Genomic DNA, 17,273 nt, shown 5'->3' on the forward strand with positions numbered 1-17,273 from the left:
AGTTAAGAAGGATACAAGTTTATGAACGTCTTTCCCCGCAGCGCCGACCGGATCTTTCCTGAAGAACAACTCCATGCCGATCTGCTGGTGGCAGGCGGCGGCCTTGCTGGTTTGTGCGCCGCGCTGGCGGCCGCCCGCGACGGATTGCAGGTGATTCTGGTCCAGGACAGGCCGGTGCTGGGCGGCAATGCCTCCAGCGAAGTGCGGCTGTGGGCCAACGGCGCAACCTCGCACATGGGCAACAACAACCGCTGGGCGCGCGAAGGCGGCATTATGGGCGAAATCCTCGAAGAAAACCTCTGGCGCAACAAAGAGGGTAATCCGGTGATGTTCGATCTGGTGCTGCTGGATCTCGCCCGCTCGCAGCCGGGGTTGACGCTGCTGCTGAACACCGCGCTTTTTGACGTCGTCAATAATGGCCAGCGGATTACACGTGTCCGTGGCTTTAACGCCATTAACGAAACTTTTTATAGCATTACCGCTGCCCAGTTTTGCGACGCCACCGGCGATGGCGTGCTGGGCTATCTTGCGGGCGCTGAGTTTCGCGTCGGCGCGGAAGAGGCGGACGAGCCTGGCGAAAAAATGGCACCGGGCGATAGCTTCGGTCACAAGCTCGGGCATTCGATTTACTTTTACACCAAACAGACCAGCGGCCCGGTGCGCTTTGTTCCGCCGTCGTTTGCGCTGAAAGAGATAACCGATATTCCGCGCTATCAGCGGCTTACCTCCACGCTCAACGGCTGCGATCTCTGGTGGCTCGAATGGGGCGGCCGTCTGGATACCGTTCATCAGAGCGAAGAGATCAAATGGGAGCTGTGGAAAATAGTCTGGGGTGTGTGGGATCACATTAAAAACTCTGGCCAGTTCCCGGATGCGGAAAATCTTACGATCGAATGGGTCGGCACCATTCCCGGCAAGCGCGAGAGCCGCCGATTTATGGGCGATCACCTGCTCTGCCAGCAGGATATTATCGAGCAGCGCGACCATTACGACGCTGTCGCCTACGGCGGCTGGTCTATCGATTTGCACCCGGCGGACGGCGTCTACAGCACGCATGACGGCTGCCGCCAGTTTCACAGCAAAGGCACATACACCATTCCCTGGCGCAGCCTCTACAGCCGCTCGCTGGATAATCTGTTTCTGACCGGGCGGCTTATCTCCGCCTCGCATGTGGCTTTCGGCAGTGCCCGCGTAATGTGTACCTGTGGGCTGCTGGGCGAAGTGGTTGGCCGGGCGGCCGCGCTCTGCCATCAGCAGGGCATCACGCCGCGCCAGCTGGCGGCGCGCGAGCGCATCACTGCGTTGCAACAGCACCTGCAGGCGACCGGCTGTTATATTCCCCGCCAGCGGCTGGACAACCCGGCGCGCGGCGCGCGGCTTCGCGTCAGCAGTGAATATCAGCTCACTGAACTCACGCCGAACGGCGAATGGGCAACGCTTTCGGCGCGCACGGCGCTGCTGCTGCCCCTGCGTGCCGGGCAGTCGCTGCCGACCCTGCACTTTACATTGCGGGCCGAGACCCCACAGCGCCTGCGCGTTCAGTTGCTCACCAGCCATAAACCGGGCAACTATACGCCGGAGCGCTGGCTGGACGAGTGCGAGCTGGAGGTTCACGATGCCGCACCCTACCGGGTGGCGCTGCACCATACCGCTGAACAGGACTGTTACGTCTTTATTGTTTTCGAGCGGTGCGACGCCATTGAAATGGCGCTCAGCGCGCAGCACTTGCCTGGCATCATGATGGTGTTTAACAGCCTTAACGCGCGGGTCGCCAAACGCTCGCGCCAGGTGGCCGATGGCGATTACGGCGTGGACGAATTTGACTTCTGGCTGCCGCGCCGCCGCCCGCACCAGATTATGCCCGCGCTGCGCCTCGACGCGCCGCTGCGCTGTTATCCGCCCGAAAACCTGCTTAACGGCCGCCTGCGGCCCGAACAGCAAACCAACGCCTGGGCACCCGCCGCGGACGATCCGCAACCCACCGTCGAATGGCGCTGGGCGCAGCCGCAAACGTTCGACACCCTGACGCTGATTTTCGATAACGATTTCGATAATGCGATGGAAACCGTCCAGATGGGCCATGACTGCGCCGTGACGCCCCACTGCGTCACGCATTACCGCCTGTGGGCCGATGAGACGCTGCTGGCGGACGTGACGGATAACCATCACGCCGTCTGCGAATACCGCGTCGATGCGCCACGCACCGCGAGCGTCATACGCCTTGAAATCCTCAACACCGCAGGCGCGCTGCCCGCCCTTTACGCGCTCCACGTGCGTTAGCCCCAGTGCCCGGCGCTGGCGTCTTTTTGCAGCGCCAGCCTGCCTTCGTTCAGGCGCATCGCCACGCTTTGCGCGAAGGTTTGCATCCCCTGCTGCTGGCCGGTTTCCATCAGGCCCGGCAACTGGTGCGTTTTCCCTTCGCGGATGAGATTTGCCACGGCGGGCGTATTGATAAGCAGCTCATGCAGCGCCGTTCTGCCACCCTGCGCATCTGCCACCAGCTTTTGCGCTAACACTGCCTTCAGGCTGCCCGCCAGCTGGCTGCGCACTTTGTTTTGCTCATCAGCGGGAAACACATCCACCAGCCGCTCGACGGCCTGCGCCGCGCCGCGGGTGTGCAGCGTCGCCAGCACCAGATGGCCGGTTTCCGCCGCCGTAAGCGCGAGCCGGATCGTTTCGCTGTCGCGGAGTTCCCCCAGCAAAATGACATCGGGATCCTCACGCAGCGCGCCGCGCAGGCCGTCGCTGAAGCTCTGGCAGTGCGTGCCAATTTCTCGCTGCTGGATAAGACAGCGCGCCGGCTGATGACAAAATTCGACCGGATCTTCAAGCGTCAGAATATGGCCGTCGAGCGTTTCGTTCAGATGGCCGACCATCGCCGCAAGCGTCGTCGATTTACCGCTCCCGGTAGCGCCTGTGACCAGCAGCAGGCCATCCGGCATCGTCAATAACCCCGGCACGGCGGCGGGCACGCCGAGCGCCTCAAGCTTTGGGCAGCCGCGCGGCAGCAGGCGCAGCACCAGCGAAATGCCCTGCATCTGGCGAAACGCGTTGCCGCGCAGCCGCACGCCGCCTGCCAGACTGACCGCAAAATCGGTCTGCCCGCGCTCGGCAAGCTCGCGCTGATGGGCGTCGTCAAGCCAGCGCGCCAGCAGGTTTTCCGGCTTCGGGACAGGCTCCTGCAGCGTCTCCAGCCGCCCCTGTCTGCGCCAGCGCGCCGGCAGTTCGCTACACAGGTGTAGATCCGAAACGTTATGCTTTACACTAAGCGCCACTAATTCATCCATTTCCATACAGCTTCCCTGATCATGAGTGAGACAGAACGCAACTTAACGCAGGTCCGGCAAAAGATCTCAGCGGCTGCACAACGCTGCGGCCGGGCTCCAGAAGAAGTTACGCTGCTTGCAGTGAGTAAAACAAAACCTGCGAGCGCGATAGCAGAAGCGATCGCTGCCGGGCAGCGTGAATTTGGTGAAAATTATGTGCAGGAGGGCGTGGAAAAGATCCTTCACTTCCGCGACGCGGGCGTTGACGGGCTGACCTGGCACTTTATCGGTCCGTTGCAGTCCAACAAAAGCCGTCTGGTGGCGGAGCATTTCGACTGGTGCCATACGGTCGACCGACTGCGCATCGCCACTCGCCTGAATGAACAGCGCCCGGATGAAATGACGCCGCTTAACGTGCTGATTCAGGTTAATATCAGCGACGAACAGAGCAAATCCGGCATTGCCTTAAGCGAGCTGGACGCGCTGGCAGAGCAGATAGCGGCGCTGCCGCGTCTGCGGCTGCGCGGGCTGATGGCCATTCCGGCGCCGGAAAAAGAGTATGCGCGCCAGTTTGCCGTCGCCTGTGAAATGGCGGCGGCCTTCACGGCTCTTAAAGCGCGCTACCCGACGGTAGACACGCTTTCGCTCGGCATGAGCGATGATATGGAAGCCGCCATCGCCGCTGGCAGCACGATGGTGCGCATTGGTACCGCGATTTTCGGCGCGCGCGATTACGCCCGCGCCACCCAACAATAACTTCTGAGGAACGCCATGCTGACGTTGACTTTCCTGGTCAAAACGCTGATCGACCTGTATGTGATGGTGCTGCTGCTGCGCATCTGGATGCAGTGGTCGCGCTGCGATTTTTATAACCCGCTCGCCCAGACGGTGGTGAAATTTACCCAGCCGGTGATAGGCCCGCTGCGCCGTATTATTCCGTCGATAGGGCCTATCGACACCTCATCGCTGCTGGTGGCGTTTATTCTCTCAACGCTGAAATTCCCGCTGCTGTTATTGATTCAGTCAGGCGCGCTGTCGCTCGATCCGTTTAACCTGGTGGTGGGCCTGCTGTCGCTGCTGAAATCCGCAGGCCAGTTAGTCTTCTGGGTGATTATTATCCGCTCGCTGATGAGCTGGGTAAGCCAGGGCCGCAGCCCGATTGAGTTTGTGCTGATTCAGCTGACTGAACCGCTGATGGCCCCGATCCGCCGCATTCTCCCGGCCATGGGCGGCATCGATTTTTCCGCCATGGGCGTCATTATCGTGCTCTATCTGCTGAATTACCTCGCCATGGATCTCTTCCCGGGGCTGTGGTATTTGCTGTGAGTGCCGTCAGTAAAACCGTCGACGGGCTGGTGTTACGGCTCTATATCCAGCCGAAAGCCAGCCGCGACAGCATTATCGGTTTACATGGCGACGAGCTGAAAGTCGCCATTACCGCCCCGCCGGTTGACGGCCAGGCCAACGCCCATCTGGTGAAATATCTCGCGAAACAGTTTCGTGTGGCTAAAAGCCAGGTGGTGATTGAAAAAGGCGAACTGGGCCGTCATAAACAAGTCAAAATTATCGAACCCCAACAGATCCCAACGGAAGTTGCGGCTGTCACCGATTAATACAGGATTACGCTATGCAGAAAGTTGTCCTCGCGACCGGCAACGCCGGTAAAGTGCGCGAACTCGCCTCATTGCTGCAGGAGTTTGGGCTGGATATCGTGGCGCAGACCGAGCTTGGCGTCGACTCCGCCGAAGAAACCGGCCTGACGTTTATCGAAAACGCGATTCTGAAGGCGCGTCACGCGGCTCAGGTCACTGGCTTTGCGGCTATCGCTGACGATTCAGGTCTCGCGGTTGATGCGCTGGGCGGCGCGCCGGGGATTTACTCCGCGCGCTACGCAGGCAACGACGCCACCGATCAGGAAAACCTGGAAAAGCTGCTTGAGGCGTTAAAAGACGTGCCGGACGAGCAGCGTCAGGCGCAGTTCCACTGCGTGCTGGTCTATATGCGTCATGCCGACGATCCGACACCGCTGGTCTTTCACGGCGCCTGGCCTGGCGTGATTACCCGCGCGCCCGCGGGCCAGGGCGGCTTTGGCTACGACCCGATTTTCTTTGTTCCTTCTCTTGGCAAAACCGCCGCCGAACTGACGCGTGAAGAGAAAAGCGCGGTTTCCCACCGCGGGCAGGCGCTGAAATTATTACTGGAAGCAATGCGTAATGGCTGATTTGCCACCCTTGAGTCTGTATATCCACATCCCCTGGTGCGTGCAGAAGTGCCCTTACTGTGACTTCAACTCCCACGCGCTGAAGGGTGAAGTGCCGCATGACGATTATGTCCAGCATCTGTTACGCGATCTAGATAACGACGCGCCCTGGGCGCAGGGCCGCGAGGTGAAGACGATTTTCATCGGCGGCGGCACGCCGAGCCTGCTCTCAGGACCTGCGATGCAGACGCTGCTGGACGGCGTGCGGGCGCGGCTTACGCTCGCGCCGGATGCCGAGATCACGATGGAAGCCAACCCTGGCACCGTGGAAGCTGACCGCTTTGTGGAGTATCAGCGCGCGGGCGTAAACCGCATTTCCATCGGCGTGCAGAGCTTCAGCGAGCCGAAACTCGCGCGTCTTGGCCGTATTCACGGGCCGGAAGAGGCGAAGCGCGCCGCGCGTCTTGCGAGCGGTCTTGGGCTTCGCAGCTTTAACCTCGATTTGATGCATGGCCTGCCGGATCAGTCGCTGGAAGAAGCGCTCGATGATTTGCGAGAGGCGATTGCGCTGAACCCGCCGCATCTGTCGTGGTATCAGTTGACCATTGAGCCGAATACGCTGTTTGGCTCGCGCCCGCCGGTGCTGCCTGACGACGACGCGCTGTGGGATATTTTCGAGCAGGGGCATCGGTTGCTGACCGCCGCCGGGTATGCGCAGTACGAAACCTCGGCCTACGCGAAACCGGGCTATCAGTGCCAGCACAACCTGAATTACTGGCGCTTCGGGGATTATCTGGGTATCGGTTGCGGTGCGCACGGTAAAGTGACGCTCGCCGACGGGCGTATTTTGCGTACCGCGAAAACCCGCCATCCGCGCGGCTATATGACCGGTAATTACCTCGATAAGCAGCATGAGGTCGAGGCGCAGGATAAGCCGTTCGAGTTTTTCATGAACCGCTTTCGCCTGCTGGAGCCCGCGCCGCGCGCCGAGTTTGCCCGTTATACAGGGCTTAGCGAAGCCGCGATCCGCACGCAGATTGACGAGGCGATTGCGCTGAATTATCTGGTGGAGACGCCGGAGAGCTGGCAGATAACCGAGCACGGTAAGCTGTTTCTTAACTCGCTGCTGGAGCTGTTTCTGGCGGAGTAGCGGGTCTGGCGCTGCGGCATATGGCGGGTGCGCTGCGCTTACCCGCCCTACTCTCCTGTTTCGCGCCGCTAATGGCGGGTGCGCTGCGCTTACCCGCCCTACCTCTCCTGTTTCGCACTGCTAACGGCGGGTGCGCGGCGCTTACCCGCCCTACTCTCCTGTTTCACGCTGCTAACGGCGGGTGCGCGGCGCTTACCCGCCCTACGAGCTGGAAGAGGGCGTTGTAGGGTGGATAAGCGCAGCGCATCCACCGTTTACCATCAACGGGCGTCATGCAACTGATACAAAAAAAAGCCGCTTCTCAGCGGCTTTTTCCATATTTATCGAACGGCTTACGGGGCCGGGTTTACGACCATCTGCCCCACCGAGCCGCGGTCGGCCATCTCCAGCGTCTGGCTCGAATAGAGGAACGGGAAATGCTCCCACGACGGCTGGCTGAAATACACCAGCAGTTCCACCTGGCCATCCACCCACACCGTATCCTTCCAGCCGCGATCTTCCGGGAACGGCGCTGCGCCATTCACGCTGCGGATCAGAAAACTCACGCCTTCCATATGGAACGCCTGCGGCATATCGGAACGTACCGTCCAGCGCTCCCACGCCCCCTGCTGGGTCTGCACGTCGGTACGCTTCATATCCCACAGCTGGCCGTTAATACCCGGATCGTCACTCAGCGTGATATCGCGGCTACGCACCGGCGCGCCGTTGATAATTTCATCTGGCAGCAGGCGCATCGGCAGCGTATCCGTCACCAGTGGCAGCAGACCGGTGGGCCGCAGCGTCAGCACCAGCGTGGAGATAAGAATGCTGGACGGCTCAAAAATGCCGCGAATGCGGTCCATAATCGACGCCGCCTCACCGCAGGTAATGGAAACTTCATCGCCGTTGGTCATATCGATGAGTACTTCACGGCGCTCGCCGGCTGCCAGCGCCAGCTGTTTCACCGCCACCGGCGCGGGCAGAAACCCCTGATCGCCTGCGATCACGTGCAGCGGGCGGCCATCACTCATCTGTAACTGATAGCGACGCGCGTTAGAAGCGTTCAGCAAGCGCAGGCGTACCCAGCCGCGCGACACCTCCACATACGGGCTTTGCGCGCCGTTCACCAGCAGCGTGTCGCCGACAAAACCGCCGCTGCCTGGCTCGCTGTATTCTGGCGTGCCAAAGTTGTCGAGGCGTTTGTCCTGAATAATGACCGGGAAATCATCCACGCCGTAGTGGTTCGGCACCGGCAGCGCTTTGCTCACGGCGTCTTCCACCAGCCACATGCCCGCAAGGCCGTTATAGACCTGCTGACCAGTGCGGTTGGGCGTATTGGCGTGGTACCAGAGCGTTGCGGCCGCCTGGCGTACCGGCAGCACGGGTGCCCAGTCGGCACCGGGCGACATCATGCGCGGCGCGCCGCCCATCAGCGGCCCTGGCACCTGTAGCCCGCTCACCGTCATGGCGACATTTTCCTGCAGGCGGTTGCTGTAGATAAGCTTGACGTCGTCGCCGCTCCAGACGCGAATAGTCGGCCCCATATAACGGCCGTTGAAGCCCCAGACCTGCGCGCGGGTGCCTGGCACAAAAGACCAGTGCGCGCGGGAGAGCGTCAGAAACAGAGGCTGGCCGCGGCGTGATTCCAGCAGCGGCGGCACCGGCAGCACCTGCTGCTGACCTGCGGCATGTGCCCTCAGCGGCACCGCGCCCGCGCAGAGCGCCGCGCCCGATGCCTGAATAAACTGACGCCGACTGAGTGACATAATTGCTCCATGAAAACGGGTAATGAATGACGGTCTGCCCGTCAGTTTCAGATCTTGCCAGCGGCTTCGCGCTCGGCCACTTCGTTATCCAGCTGGGCGATTTTCTCTTCCATCAGCTGGCGGCAGTGGGCGGCAAGTTCCCGTACCTGTTCTTTTCCCCAACCCTGGGTGTCGACAGGCGGTAACATTTCGACGATGACCAGACCGTTGTTCCAACGGTTGAGCTTGATTTTACCATGGGTATTGGAAACGCAGACCGGAATAATCGGCACGCCTGCGGCAATGGCGGCATGAAACGCGCCGGTTTTAAACGGCATCAGGCCGCGCCCGCGACTGCGGGTGCCTTCCGGGAACATCCAGATGGAAATATCGCGCTTGCGGAACTGGTTCACCACTTCAGCGATGGTGCCGTGCGCCTTGCTGCGGTTGTTACGGTCGATTAACAGGTTGCCGGTCAGCCAGTAGAGCTGGCCGAAGAAAGGGATCCAGACCAGGCTTTTTTTGCCGACGGTCACGGTCGGCGGCTGAACGATATTCGACGCCGTCACCATGTCGTAGTTGTTCTGGTGGTTGGCGATGTAAATCGCGTTGCCGTAGTTTTCAGCGCCCTGCGGTTTGCGCAGTTCCACCTTCAGACCGAACACCCTGGAAAGGCGTCCGAACATATGGCCGAAGGTCGCCACATGGCGCGGATTGCGCGGGCTGAACAGACACCAGATGCTACCCAGAATACAGACCACAATGCTGTAGAGAACCACAATAATTATTCGAACGATCGATAACATAACTACCTCTGAAGCCGCAGCCGCGGACCAGTATAACGGCTTTAACGGAAAACACACCGCTCACGGTCAGGCATCCCTGGCGGCTCATGATGTTGAGCAGACTCAAACACTTATTTTTATGCGTCACGCGCTAACAAACAATGGCGTGGGCGGGAAAATTACGCAAGCGAGGCCGCCGCGCTTCCTGCCAGTAATCACAGAAAGCGTGGCGGCGATGCGTTTGCCACTATTTCGGGGGGTTACGCCTCGCTGTCGTCGGCTTTCGGGCGCGACGGTGAATCCACTTCGACGCTGTCGATGCGTTGTAGGCCGCGCATCAGCGTACCGCGACGACCGCGTTCGCCATGCACTTTTTGCAGCTCTTCCGGGCGCAGCTTGATTTTGCGCTTGCCGACATGCAGCGTCACGGTGCTCTGCGGCGGCAGGATGGTGAGATACGCCAGCTTATCGTCGCCCTTCGCCGCGTCGGCGGAAGGAATGGAGATAATTTTGTTGCCCTTGCCTTTGGAAAGCTGCGGCAGATCCGCCACCGGGAACATCAGCATACGTCCTGCCGCCGTGATGGCGAGCAGCATGTCGTCGTCATGCTCAATTTCCAGCGGCTTCAGCACATGCGCGTTTTCCGGCAGCGTAATCAGCGCCTTACCGGCGCGGTTGCGCGCAATCAGGTCGTTGAAGGTGCAGACAAAACCGTAACCAGCGTCGGACGCCATCAGGAGTTTTTGCTCCTCGCCGGTCATCAGCATATGTTCCACCACCGCGCCCGGCGGCAGCGTCAGTTTGCCGGTAATCGGCTCGCCCTGGCCGCGCGCCGACGGCAGCGATACCGGATCCAGCGCGTAACTGCGGCCCGTGGAGTCGATAAACACCACCGGCTGGTTGCTCTTGCCTTTGACTGACGAGAGCCAGCCGTCGCCCGCTTTGTAGCTCAGGGCTTTGGCGTCGATGTCGTGGCCTTTGGCGCTGCGCACCCAGCCCATCTGGGAAAGCACGATAGTGACCGGCTCGGACGGCAGCATGTCGTGCTCGCTCATCGCTTTCGCTTCTTCGCGCTCATGCAGCGGCGAACGGCGATCGTCGCCGTACGCGTCGGCATCCGCCTGGATCTCTTTTTTCAGCAGGGTATTCATTTTGCGCTCGGAGGCGAGAATACCCTGGATCTGATCGCGCTCTTTCTCCAGATCGCTCTGCTCGCCGCGGATCTTCATCTCTTCCAGTTTGGCGAGATGGCGCAGTTTCAGCTCGAGGATCGCTTCCGCCTGCGTCTCGCTGATGCCGAAACGGCTCATCAGCACCGGCTTCGGCTCATCTTCGCTGCGGATAATTTCAATCACTTCGTCGATATTGAGAAACGCCACCAGCAAACCTTCAAGGATATGCAGGCGCTTGAGCACTTTCTCCAGACGATAGTTCAGACGACGGCGCACCGTATCGCGGCGGAACGCCAGCCATTCGGTGAGGATCTCCAGCAGGTTTTTCACCGCCGGGCGGCCATCGAGACCAATCATATTGAGGTTGATGCGGTAGCTTTTTTCCAGATCGGTAGTGGCGAACAGGTGGTTCATCACCTGATCCATATCCACGCGGTTGGAGCGCGGCACGATAACCAGACGCGTCGGGTTTTCATGATCCGATTCATCACGCAAATCGTCGACCATTGGCAGCTTTTTGGCGCGCATCTGGCTTGCGATCTGCTCCAGCACGCGGGCACCGGAGACCTGATGCGGCAGCGCGGAGATCACCACCGCGCCGTCTTCTTTCTTCCACACCGCGCGCATACGCACCGAGCCGCGGCCGCTTTGATAGATTTTGCGGATTTCAGCGCGGGAAGTGATGATTTCCGCTTCGGTCGGGTAATCCGGCCCCTGCACGATATCCAGCAGCTCATCGAGCGTGGTTTTCGGGCTGTCGATAAGGCTCACCGCCGCTTTGGCGACTTCGCGCAGGTTGTGCGGCGGAATATCCGTCGCCATGCCCACCGCGATGCCCGTGGTGCCGTTCAGCAGAATGTTCGGCAGACGCGCCGGCAGCATTTTCGGCTCGTTCAGCGTCCCGTCGAAGTTCGGCACATAATCCACGGTGCCCTGGCCCAGCTCGCCCAGCAGCACTTCGGCGTATTTAGACAGGCGCGATTCGGTATAACGCATCGCGGCGAAAGATTTCGGATCGTCCGGCGCGCCCCAGTTCCCCTGCCCGTCCACCAGCGGGTAGCGGTACGAGAACGGCTGCGCCATCAGCACCATCGCTTCATAGCAGGCGCTGTCGCCGTGCGGGTGATATTTACCCAGCACGTCGCCCACGGTACGGGCGGATTTTTTGAATTTGGCGCTGGCATTCAACCCCAGTTCCGACATGGCATAGACGATGCGGCGCTGAACAGGCTTAAGCCCGTCACCGATAAACGGCAGCGCGCGGTCCATGATGACGTACATGGAATAGTTGAGATAGGCGTTTTCAGTGAATTCATGCAGCGCCAGGCGCTCTGCACCATCATGAGTCAAATCACTCATTACTCGTTATTCCTCAGACAAGCCAGCCGTACACGGGGGAAACGGCAATATTGCCGCGATAGTACCTTATCTGCGACGCCGAGTCACAGCAGGGTTCATTATTGCTCATTTCGCAAATGTCTTTGCGCGTTTTGCCAATATTACCGTCTCGCCCGATGGGGTAAAATTAATGACAAACGCGATAATTAGAGGACAAATAATGAGCAATGTACTTATCATTAACGGCGCGAAACAGTTCGCGCATTCCAGTGGCCAGCTTAACGACACCCTGACTGAGGTCGCGGAGAGCTACCTGCGCGACGTTGGACATGATGTTAAAGTCACCCGCGCAGACAGCGAGTATGACGTCAAAGAAGAGGTGCAGAATTACCTCTGGGCTGACGTCATTATTTACCAGATGCCGGGCTGGTGGATGGGCGCGCCCTGGACCGTGAAAAAGTATATCGACGATGTCTTTACCGAAGGCCACGGCTCGCTGTACGCCAGCGATGGCCGCACCCGCTCTGACGCCTCGAAAAAGTATGGCTCAGGCGGCCTGCTGCAGGGCAAAAAATATATGCTGTCGCTCACCTGGAACGCGCCGCTGGAAGCGTTCACCGAGAAAGATCAGTTCTTCCACGGCGTGGGCGTGGATGGCGTGTACCTGCCGTTCCACAAGGCGAATGAGTTTATTGGCCTGACCGCGCTGCCGACGTTCATCGCCAACGACGTGATTAAAATGCCGGACGTGCCGCGCTACATTGCAGAATATCGCGAGCATCTGGCGAAAATTTTTGCTTAACTGACTGACGGTTTTACAAAAGGAGTTAACCATGCTGACAGTGATAGCAGAAATTCGTACCCGCCCTGGCGCGCACCACCGTCAGGCGGTGCTGGAAGAGTTCAAGAAGATCATTCCCGTTGTGCTCGCAGAAGCGGGCTGCCACGGCTACGCGCCGATGGTGGACAGCGCCACCGGTCTTGATTTTCAGACCAGCGCGCCGGATTCCATCGTGATGGTGGAACAGTGGGCAAGCGCAGAACACTTAAAAGCGCACCTGGAAACACCGCATATGCTGGGCTTTCGTGACGCGGTGAAAGGCGATGTGCTGGATACCACCATTCGCATTCTGGAAAGCGGCGTCTGACGCTTAAATGCGAATAAAAAAGGCGATGAATATTCATCGCCTTTTTTGTTTATCGCGTCACGCTTATTGGATATCGAAGCGGTCCAGGTTCATCACTTTGGTCCAGGCCGCCACGAAATCCTTCACGAACTTCTCGTGCGCATCCTGGCTCGCATAGACCTCCGCGAAAGAACGCAGAACCGAGTTCGAGCCAAATACCAGATCCGCGCGGGTCGCCGTGTATTTCACTTCGCCGCTCTCGCGGTCGCGCCCTTCAAACACTTCAGCGGTCGCGTCAGTCGCTTTCCACTCGTAACGCATATCCAGCAGATTGACGAAGAAATCGGTGCTGAGCACGCCCACGCGGTCCGTGAACACGCCGTGCGCGCTGGCGTCGTAGTTTGCGCCAAGGGCACGCATCCCGCCCACCAGTACGGTCAGTTCCGGCGCGGTCAGCGTCAGCTGCTGCGCTTTATCAATAAGCAGCGACTCGGTCGGGGTGCTGCTGCGCACGCCGCGATAGTTACGGAAGCCGTCAGCTTTCGGTTTCAGGAATTCAAACAGCGCCACATCGGTCTGATCCTGGCGTGCATCGACGCGGCCTGGCGCGAACGGCACGGTAATCTCAACGCCCGCGGCTTTCGCGGCCTGCTCAACGCCCACTACGCCTGCCAGCACGATGATATCTGCGAGCGACGCTTTATTCGCGGTACGCTGGATAGCTTCAAGCGTCGCCAGCGCACGGGCGGCAGAGGCGTTTACTTCCCAGTCGCGCTGTGGGGCAAGCGCCAGACGCGCGCCGTTAGCGCCGCCGCGTTTATCACCGCCGCGGAAGGTCGAAGCCGACGCCCAGGCGACGGAGACCAGTTCGCTTACCGATAAACCGGCGCTGGCAATCTCCGCTTTCAGGCTGTCGATATCCGCCTGCGTCGGCTGATAAATCGCCGCCGGTAACGGGTCCTGCCAGATCAGATCTTCTTTCGGCACTTCCGGGCCGATATAGCGCGCTTTCGGCCCCATATCGCGGTGCGTCAGTTTGTACCAGGCGCGGGCGAAGGCTTCGTTGAACGCTTGCGGATCGTTAAGGAAACGACGCGAGATCTTCTCGAATTCCGGGTCGAAACGCAGCGTCAGGTCAGTCACCAGCATCGTCGGCTTACGTTTTTTCGACGGATCGAACGGGTCAGGAATGATCTCCGGCGCGTCGACCGCTTCAAACTGGATAGCCCCTGCCGGGCTGCGGGTCTGCACCCATTCATATTTGAACAGGTTCTCGAAGAAGTAGTTGCTCCACTGGGTTGGGGTCTGGGTCCAGGTCACTTCCAGCCCGGAGGTGATGGCATCTGCGCCCACGCCGCTGCCAAAGCTGCTGTGCCAGCCGAGCCCCTGCGCTTCAATAGGCGCGGCTTCCGGATCGACGCCGACGTGGCTCGCTGCTGCCGCACCGTGAGTTTTACCGAGCGTATGACCGCCTGCGATCAGCGCCACGGTCTCTTCATCGTTCATGCCCATGTTGCCGAAGGTCGCACGGATGGCGGGGGCCGCGGAGGCCGGGTCGCCGCTGTGGTTCGGCCCTTCCGGGTTAACATAGATAAGGCCCATTTCGGTCGCGCCGAGCGGCGCCTGCGCCAGCGATTCCGGGTGACGATGCTCAAGCCAGTTTTTCTCATCGCCCCAGTTCACGTCCATATCCGGCTCCCAGACGTCTTCACGCCCGGCACCGAAACCAAAGGTACGGAACCCGGAGTTTTCCAGCGCCACGTTACCGGCGAGGATAAACAGGTCGGCCCAGGAGATTTTCTGGCCATATTTCTGTTTCACTGGCCACAGCAGACGGCGCGCTTTATCAAGGCTCACGTTGTCTGGCCAGGAGTTGAGCGGCGCAAAACGCTGCTGCCCGCGGCCCGCGCCGCCGCGCCCGTCAGCGGAGCGATAGGTTCCCGCGCTGTGCCACGCCATGCGGATGAAAAGGCCGGTGTAGCTGCCCCAGTCGGCAGGCCACCACGGTTGGGAATCGGTTAACAGGGCTTTCAGATCGGCTTTCAGCGCCGCGTAATCCAGCTCGCTGAACGCTTTACGGTAGTTGAAATCTTCCCCCAAAGGGTTGGTGCGGTTTGAGTGCTGGGCCAGCAGCTCTACGCGCAGTTGATTCGGCCACCAGTCGCGGCTGGACGTGCCACCGCCCGCGGTCTGGTTGCTGTTGCCCTGATGGAAAGGGCATTTCCCGGCAGATAACGTATTGTGTTGATCAGATGGCGTGCTCATGTCTCGCTCCGTTTTCCATTTTCAGGCTACGATAGCCCCGCTTTTTGATAAGTCCTACCTGAATTAATCTACGGATTCGATAGCCTGTGCCTTGCTAATGCGACGGATAATCGGTGCAGTGTTTTTCAGCCAAAAGCGTCAACAAGAGATGCCGGCGAATCATGTCCTGTTGAGTACGACGGATGGAAGCTGCCGTGTTTGATCGGGATCGCAAACGAAGCGGTAAAACGTAATCCGCCATAAAAGTAAGGAGTTACATCAGGGAAACAGCAGCGGCGCCAAAGGCGCCGCTGAAAGGATGTGTTGTTACAGAACGGGCGTTATCAGACTTCGATATCCGCCATATCGCCTTTCTCCTGAAGCCAGTTACGTCTGTCTTCAGAGCGTTTTTTGGCGAGCAGCATATCCATCACCGCCAGCGTGCGCGCGTCGTCGTCATCGCTGATGGTGAGCTGCACCAGGCGGCGGGTATTCGGGTCGAGCGTCGTTTCGCGCAGCTGCATCGGGTTCATCTCGCCGAGGCCTTTAAAGCGCTGGACGTTCGGCTTGCCCTTTTTACGCTTGAGCTGTTCCAGCACGCCCGCTTTTTCTTCTTCGTCCAGCGCGTAGTAAACCTCTTTACCGAGATCGATACGATAAAGCGGCGGCATGGCGACGTAGACATGGCCGCCTTTCACCAGCGCGCGGAAGTGTTTCACAAACAGGGCACACAGCAGCGTGGCGATGTGCAGACCGTCAGAGTCCGCATCCGCGAGGATACAGATCTTGCCGTAACGCAGCTGGCTGAGATCGTCGCTATCCGGATCGATGCCGATCGCAACCGAGATATCATGCACCTCCTGCGAGGCCAGCACTTCATCCGACGACACCTCCCAGGTGTTCAGGATCTTACCTTTAAGCGGCATGATCGCCTGGTATTCGCGATCGCGCGCCTGTTTGGCGGAGCCGCCTGCGGAATCCCCTTCCACCAGGAAGAGCTCCGTACGGTTGAGATCCTGCGCGGTGCAGTCGGCAAGCTTGCCGGGCAGCGCAGGGCCGCTGGTCAGTTTTTTACGCACCACTTTTTTGGCGGCGCGCAGACGGCGCTGGGCGCTGGCGATGGCGAGCTCGGCGAGCTGTTCCGCCGCCTGAACGTTCTGGTTCAGCCACAGGCTGAAGGCGTCTTTCACCACGCCGGAGACAAACGCCGCGCACTGGCGCGAGGAGAGACGCTCTTTGGTCTGTCCGGCGAATTGCGGGTCCTGCATTTTCACCGACAGAACATAAGCGCAACGCTCCCAGATATCTTCCGCCGAGAGCTTCACGCCGCGCGGCAGAATATTGCGGTATTCGCAAAACTCACGCATGGCGTCCAGCAGACCCTGACGCAGGCCGTTGACATGGGTGCCGCCCTGCATGGTCGGGATCAGGTTGACGTAGCTTTCGGTCAGCAGCTCGCCGCCTTCCGGCAGCCATAACAGCGCCCAGTCCACCGCTTCCGTCTCACCGGAGAAGTTACCGATAAACGGTTTTTCCGGCAGCGTAATCAGCCCGTTTACCGCCTCGGAGAGGTAATCGTTAAGACCATCCTGATAGCACCAGCGCTGCTCGGTGTTGTTCACCTGATCTTTAAAGTTGATTTCAACGCCCGGACACAGCACCGCTTTCGCTTTCAGCAGGTGCGTCAGGCGGGAGACGGAAAAACGCGGGCTGTCGAAGAATTTCTCATCCGGCCAGAAGTGGACGCTGGTGCCCGTCTGGCGTTTCGGGCAGGTGCCGACCACGCTCAGCTCTTTGACCTTTTCGCCATTTTCAAAGGCGATGTTGTAGATCTGCCCGTCGCGTTTCACGTTCACTTCGACACGTTTTGACAGGGCGTTAACGACCGAGATCCCAACACCATGCAGGCCGCCGGAGAACTGGTAGTTTTTGTTCGAGAATTTACCGCCCGCGTGCAGGCGGCAGAGGATCAGCTCCACGGCGGGAACGCCCTCTTCCGGGTGAATATCCACCGGCATGCCGCGCCCGTCGTCGATAACTTCCAGCGACTGGTCGGCGTGAAGGATCACGTCGACGCGTCTGGCATGCCCCGCCAGCGCTTCATCGACGCTGTTATCAATAACTTCCTGGCCCAGATGGTTGGGACGGGAGGTGTCGGTATACATCCCCGGACGGCGGCGCACCGGCTCAAGCCCGGTGAGCACCTCAATGGCATCGGCATTATAGGATTGGGTCATGATTTTATCGTCAGGTCACAAAACGGGATC

General features: G+C 59.7%; 14 protein-coding genes. 8 read left to right on the top strand and 6 right to left on the bottom strand.

Features of this window, described 5'->3' with window-relative positions; genetic code table 11:
* Window positions 1–21: 21 nt before the first annotated feature.
* Window positions 22–2,280 carry an FAD-dependent oxidoreductase gene (locus ACUW6V_RS09140; protein WP_454038266.1) on the top strand — a complete coding sequence of 753 codons (2,259 nt, stop codon included), beginning with the start codon at window positions 22–24 and terminating at the stop codon, window positions 2,278–2,280.
* Here ACUW6V_RS09140 and ACUW6V_RS09145 read toward each other — a convergent pair.
* On the bottom strand, window positions 2,277–3,293 hold the full coding sequence (locus ACUW6V_RS09145; RefSeq protein WP_012123827.1) for a type IV pilus twitching motility protein PilT: 1,017 nt from the start codon (window positions 3,291–3,293) through the stop codon (window positions 2,277–2,279). The genes ACUW6V_RS09140 and ACUW6V_RS09145 overlap by 4 nt on opposite strands.
* Window positions 3,294–3,308: 15 nt before the next feature.
* Between ACUW6V_RS09145 and ACUW6V_RS09150 the strand changes: the two genes are divergently transcribed.
* The 5 genes from ACUW6V_RS09150 to hemW are packed head-to-tail and all read left to right on the top strand — an operon-like array spanning window position 3,309 to window position 6,616.
* Window positions 3,309–4,022, top strand: coding sequence for a YggS family pyridoxal phosphate-dependent enzyme (locus tag ACUW6V_RS09150; protein WP_004385626.1), 714 nt, complete (start codon window positions 3,309–3,311; stop codon window positions 4,020–4,022).
* 15 nt (window positions 4,023–4,037) lie between these two features.
* Window positions 4,038–4,592, top strand: a complete 555-nt coding sequence (locus ACUW6V_RS09155) for a YggT family protein (RefSeq protein ID WP_004385625.1) — start codon at window positions 4,038–4,040, stop codon at window positions 4,590–4,592.
* Window positions 4,589–4,879, top strand: coding sequence for a DUF167 family protein YggU (gene yggU / locus ACUW6V_RS09160; RefSeq protein ID WP_004385624.1), 291 nt, complete (start codon window positions 4,589–4,591; stop codon window positions 4,877–4,879). Before ACUW6V_RS09155 ends, yggU begins: the two co-directional genes overlap by 4 nt.
* A gap of 14 nt (window positions 4,880–4,893) precedes the next feature.
* Window positions 4,894–5,487 (top strand): XTP/dITP diphosphatase, encoded by a 594-nt coding sequence (locus ACUW6V_RS09165; RefSeq protein WP_054624010.1) that lies wholly within the window; start codon window positions 4,894–4,896, stop codon window positions 5,485–5,487.
* The gene (hemW, locus tag ACUW6V_RS09170; RefSeq protein ID WP_032987911.1) at window positions 5,480–6,616 is read left to right on the top strand and encodes a radical SAM family heme chaperone HemW; all 1,137 of its coding nucleotides are present in this window, start codon (window positions 5,480–5,482) and stop codon (window positions 6,614–6,616) included. Before ACUW6V_RS09165 ends, hemW begins: the two co-directional genes overlap by 8 nt.
* Before the next feature lie 332 nt (window positions 6,617–6,948).
* Here hemW and ftsP read toward each other — a convergent pair whose 3' ends face one another.
* From ftsP to parC, 3 genes are all read right to left on the bottom strand, one after another.
* Window positions 6,949–8,361, bottom strand: a complete 1,413-nt coding sequence (gene ftsP / locus ACUW6V_RS09175) for a cell division protein FtsP (RefSeq protein WP_454038267.1) — start codon at window positions 8,359–8,361, stop codon at window positions 6,949–6,951.
* Window positions 8,362–8,408: 47 nt separating this feature from the next.
* Window positions 8,409–9,146 carry a 1-acylglycerol-3-phosphate O-acyltransferase gene (locus ACUW6V_RS09180; RefSeq protein WP_004385620.1) on the bottom strand — a complete coding sequence of 246 codons (738 nt, stop codon included), beginning with the start codon at window positions 9,144–9,146 and terminating at the stop codon, window positions 8,409–8,411.
* Between the two features lie 239 nt (window positions 9,147–9,385).
* The gene (gene parC / locus ACUW6V_RS09185; RefSeq protein WP_004385619.1) at window positions 9,386–11,656 is read right to left on the bottom strand and encodes a DNA topoisomerase IV subunit A; all 2,271 of its coding nucleotides are present in this window, start codon (window positions 11,654–11,656) and stop codon (window positions 9,386–9,388) included.
* 199 nt (window positions 11,657–11,855) lie between these two features.
* Here parC and ACUW6V_RS09190 point away from each other — a divergent pair, with 199 nt between their 5' ends.
* Together ACUW6V_RS09190 and ACUW6V_RS09195 are read left to right on the top strand one after the other, a co-directional pair.
* The gene (locus tag ACUW6V_RS09190) at window positions 11,856–12,437 is read left to right on the top strand and encodes an NAD(P)H-dependent oxidoreductase (RefSeq protein WP_004385618.1); all 582 of its coding nucleotides are present in this window, start codon (window positions 11,856–11,858) and stop codon (window positions 12,435–12,437) included.
* Between the two features lie 31 nt (window positions 12,438–12,468).
* Complete coding sequence (locus ACUW6V_RS09195) at window positions 12,469–12,783, top strand: putative quinol monooxygenase (RefSeq protein WP_004385617.1); 315 nt, start codon at window positions 12,469–12,471, stop codon at window positions 12,781–12,783.
* A 63-nt stretch (window positions 12,784–12,846) separates the two neighbouring features.
* Here ACUW6V_RS09195 and katG read toward each other — a convergent pair whose 3' ends face one another.
* Entirely contained in the window at window positions 12,847–15,027 is a 2,181-nt protein-coding gene (katG, locus tag ACUW6V_RS09200; RefSeq protein ID WP_454038268.1) for a catalase/peroxidase HPI, read from the bottom strand.
* 323 nt (window positions 15,028–15,350) lie between these two features.
* Window positions 15,351–17,243 carry a DNA topoisomerase IV subunit B gene (gene parE, locus ACUW6V_RS09205; RefSeq protein ID WP_004385615.1) on the bottom strand — a complete coding sequence of 631 codons (1,893 nt, stop codon included), beginning with the start codon at window positions 17,241–17,243 and terminating at the stop codon, window positions 15,351–15,353.
* Window positions 17,244–17,273 lie beyond the last annotated feature (30 nt).

Source organism: Cronobacter sp. 153480017-3, from assembly GCF_053627815.1.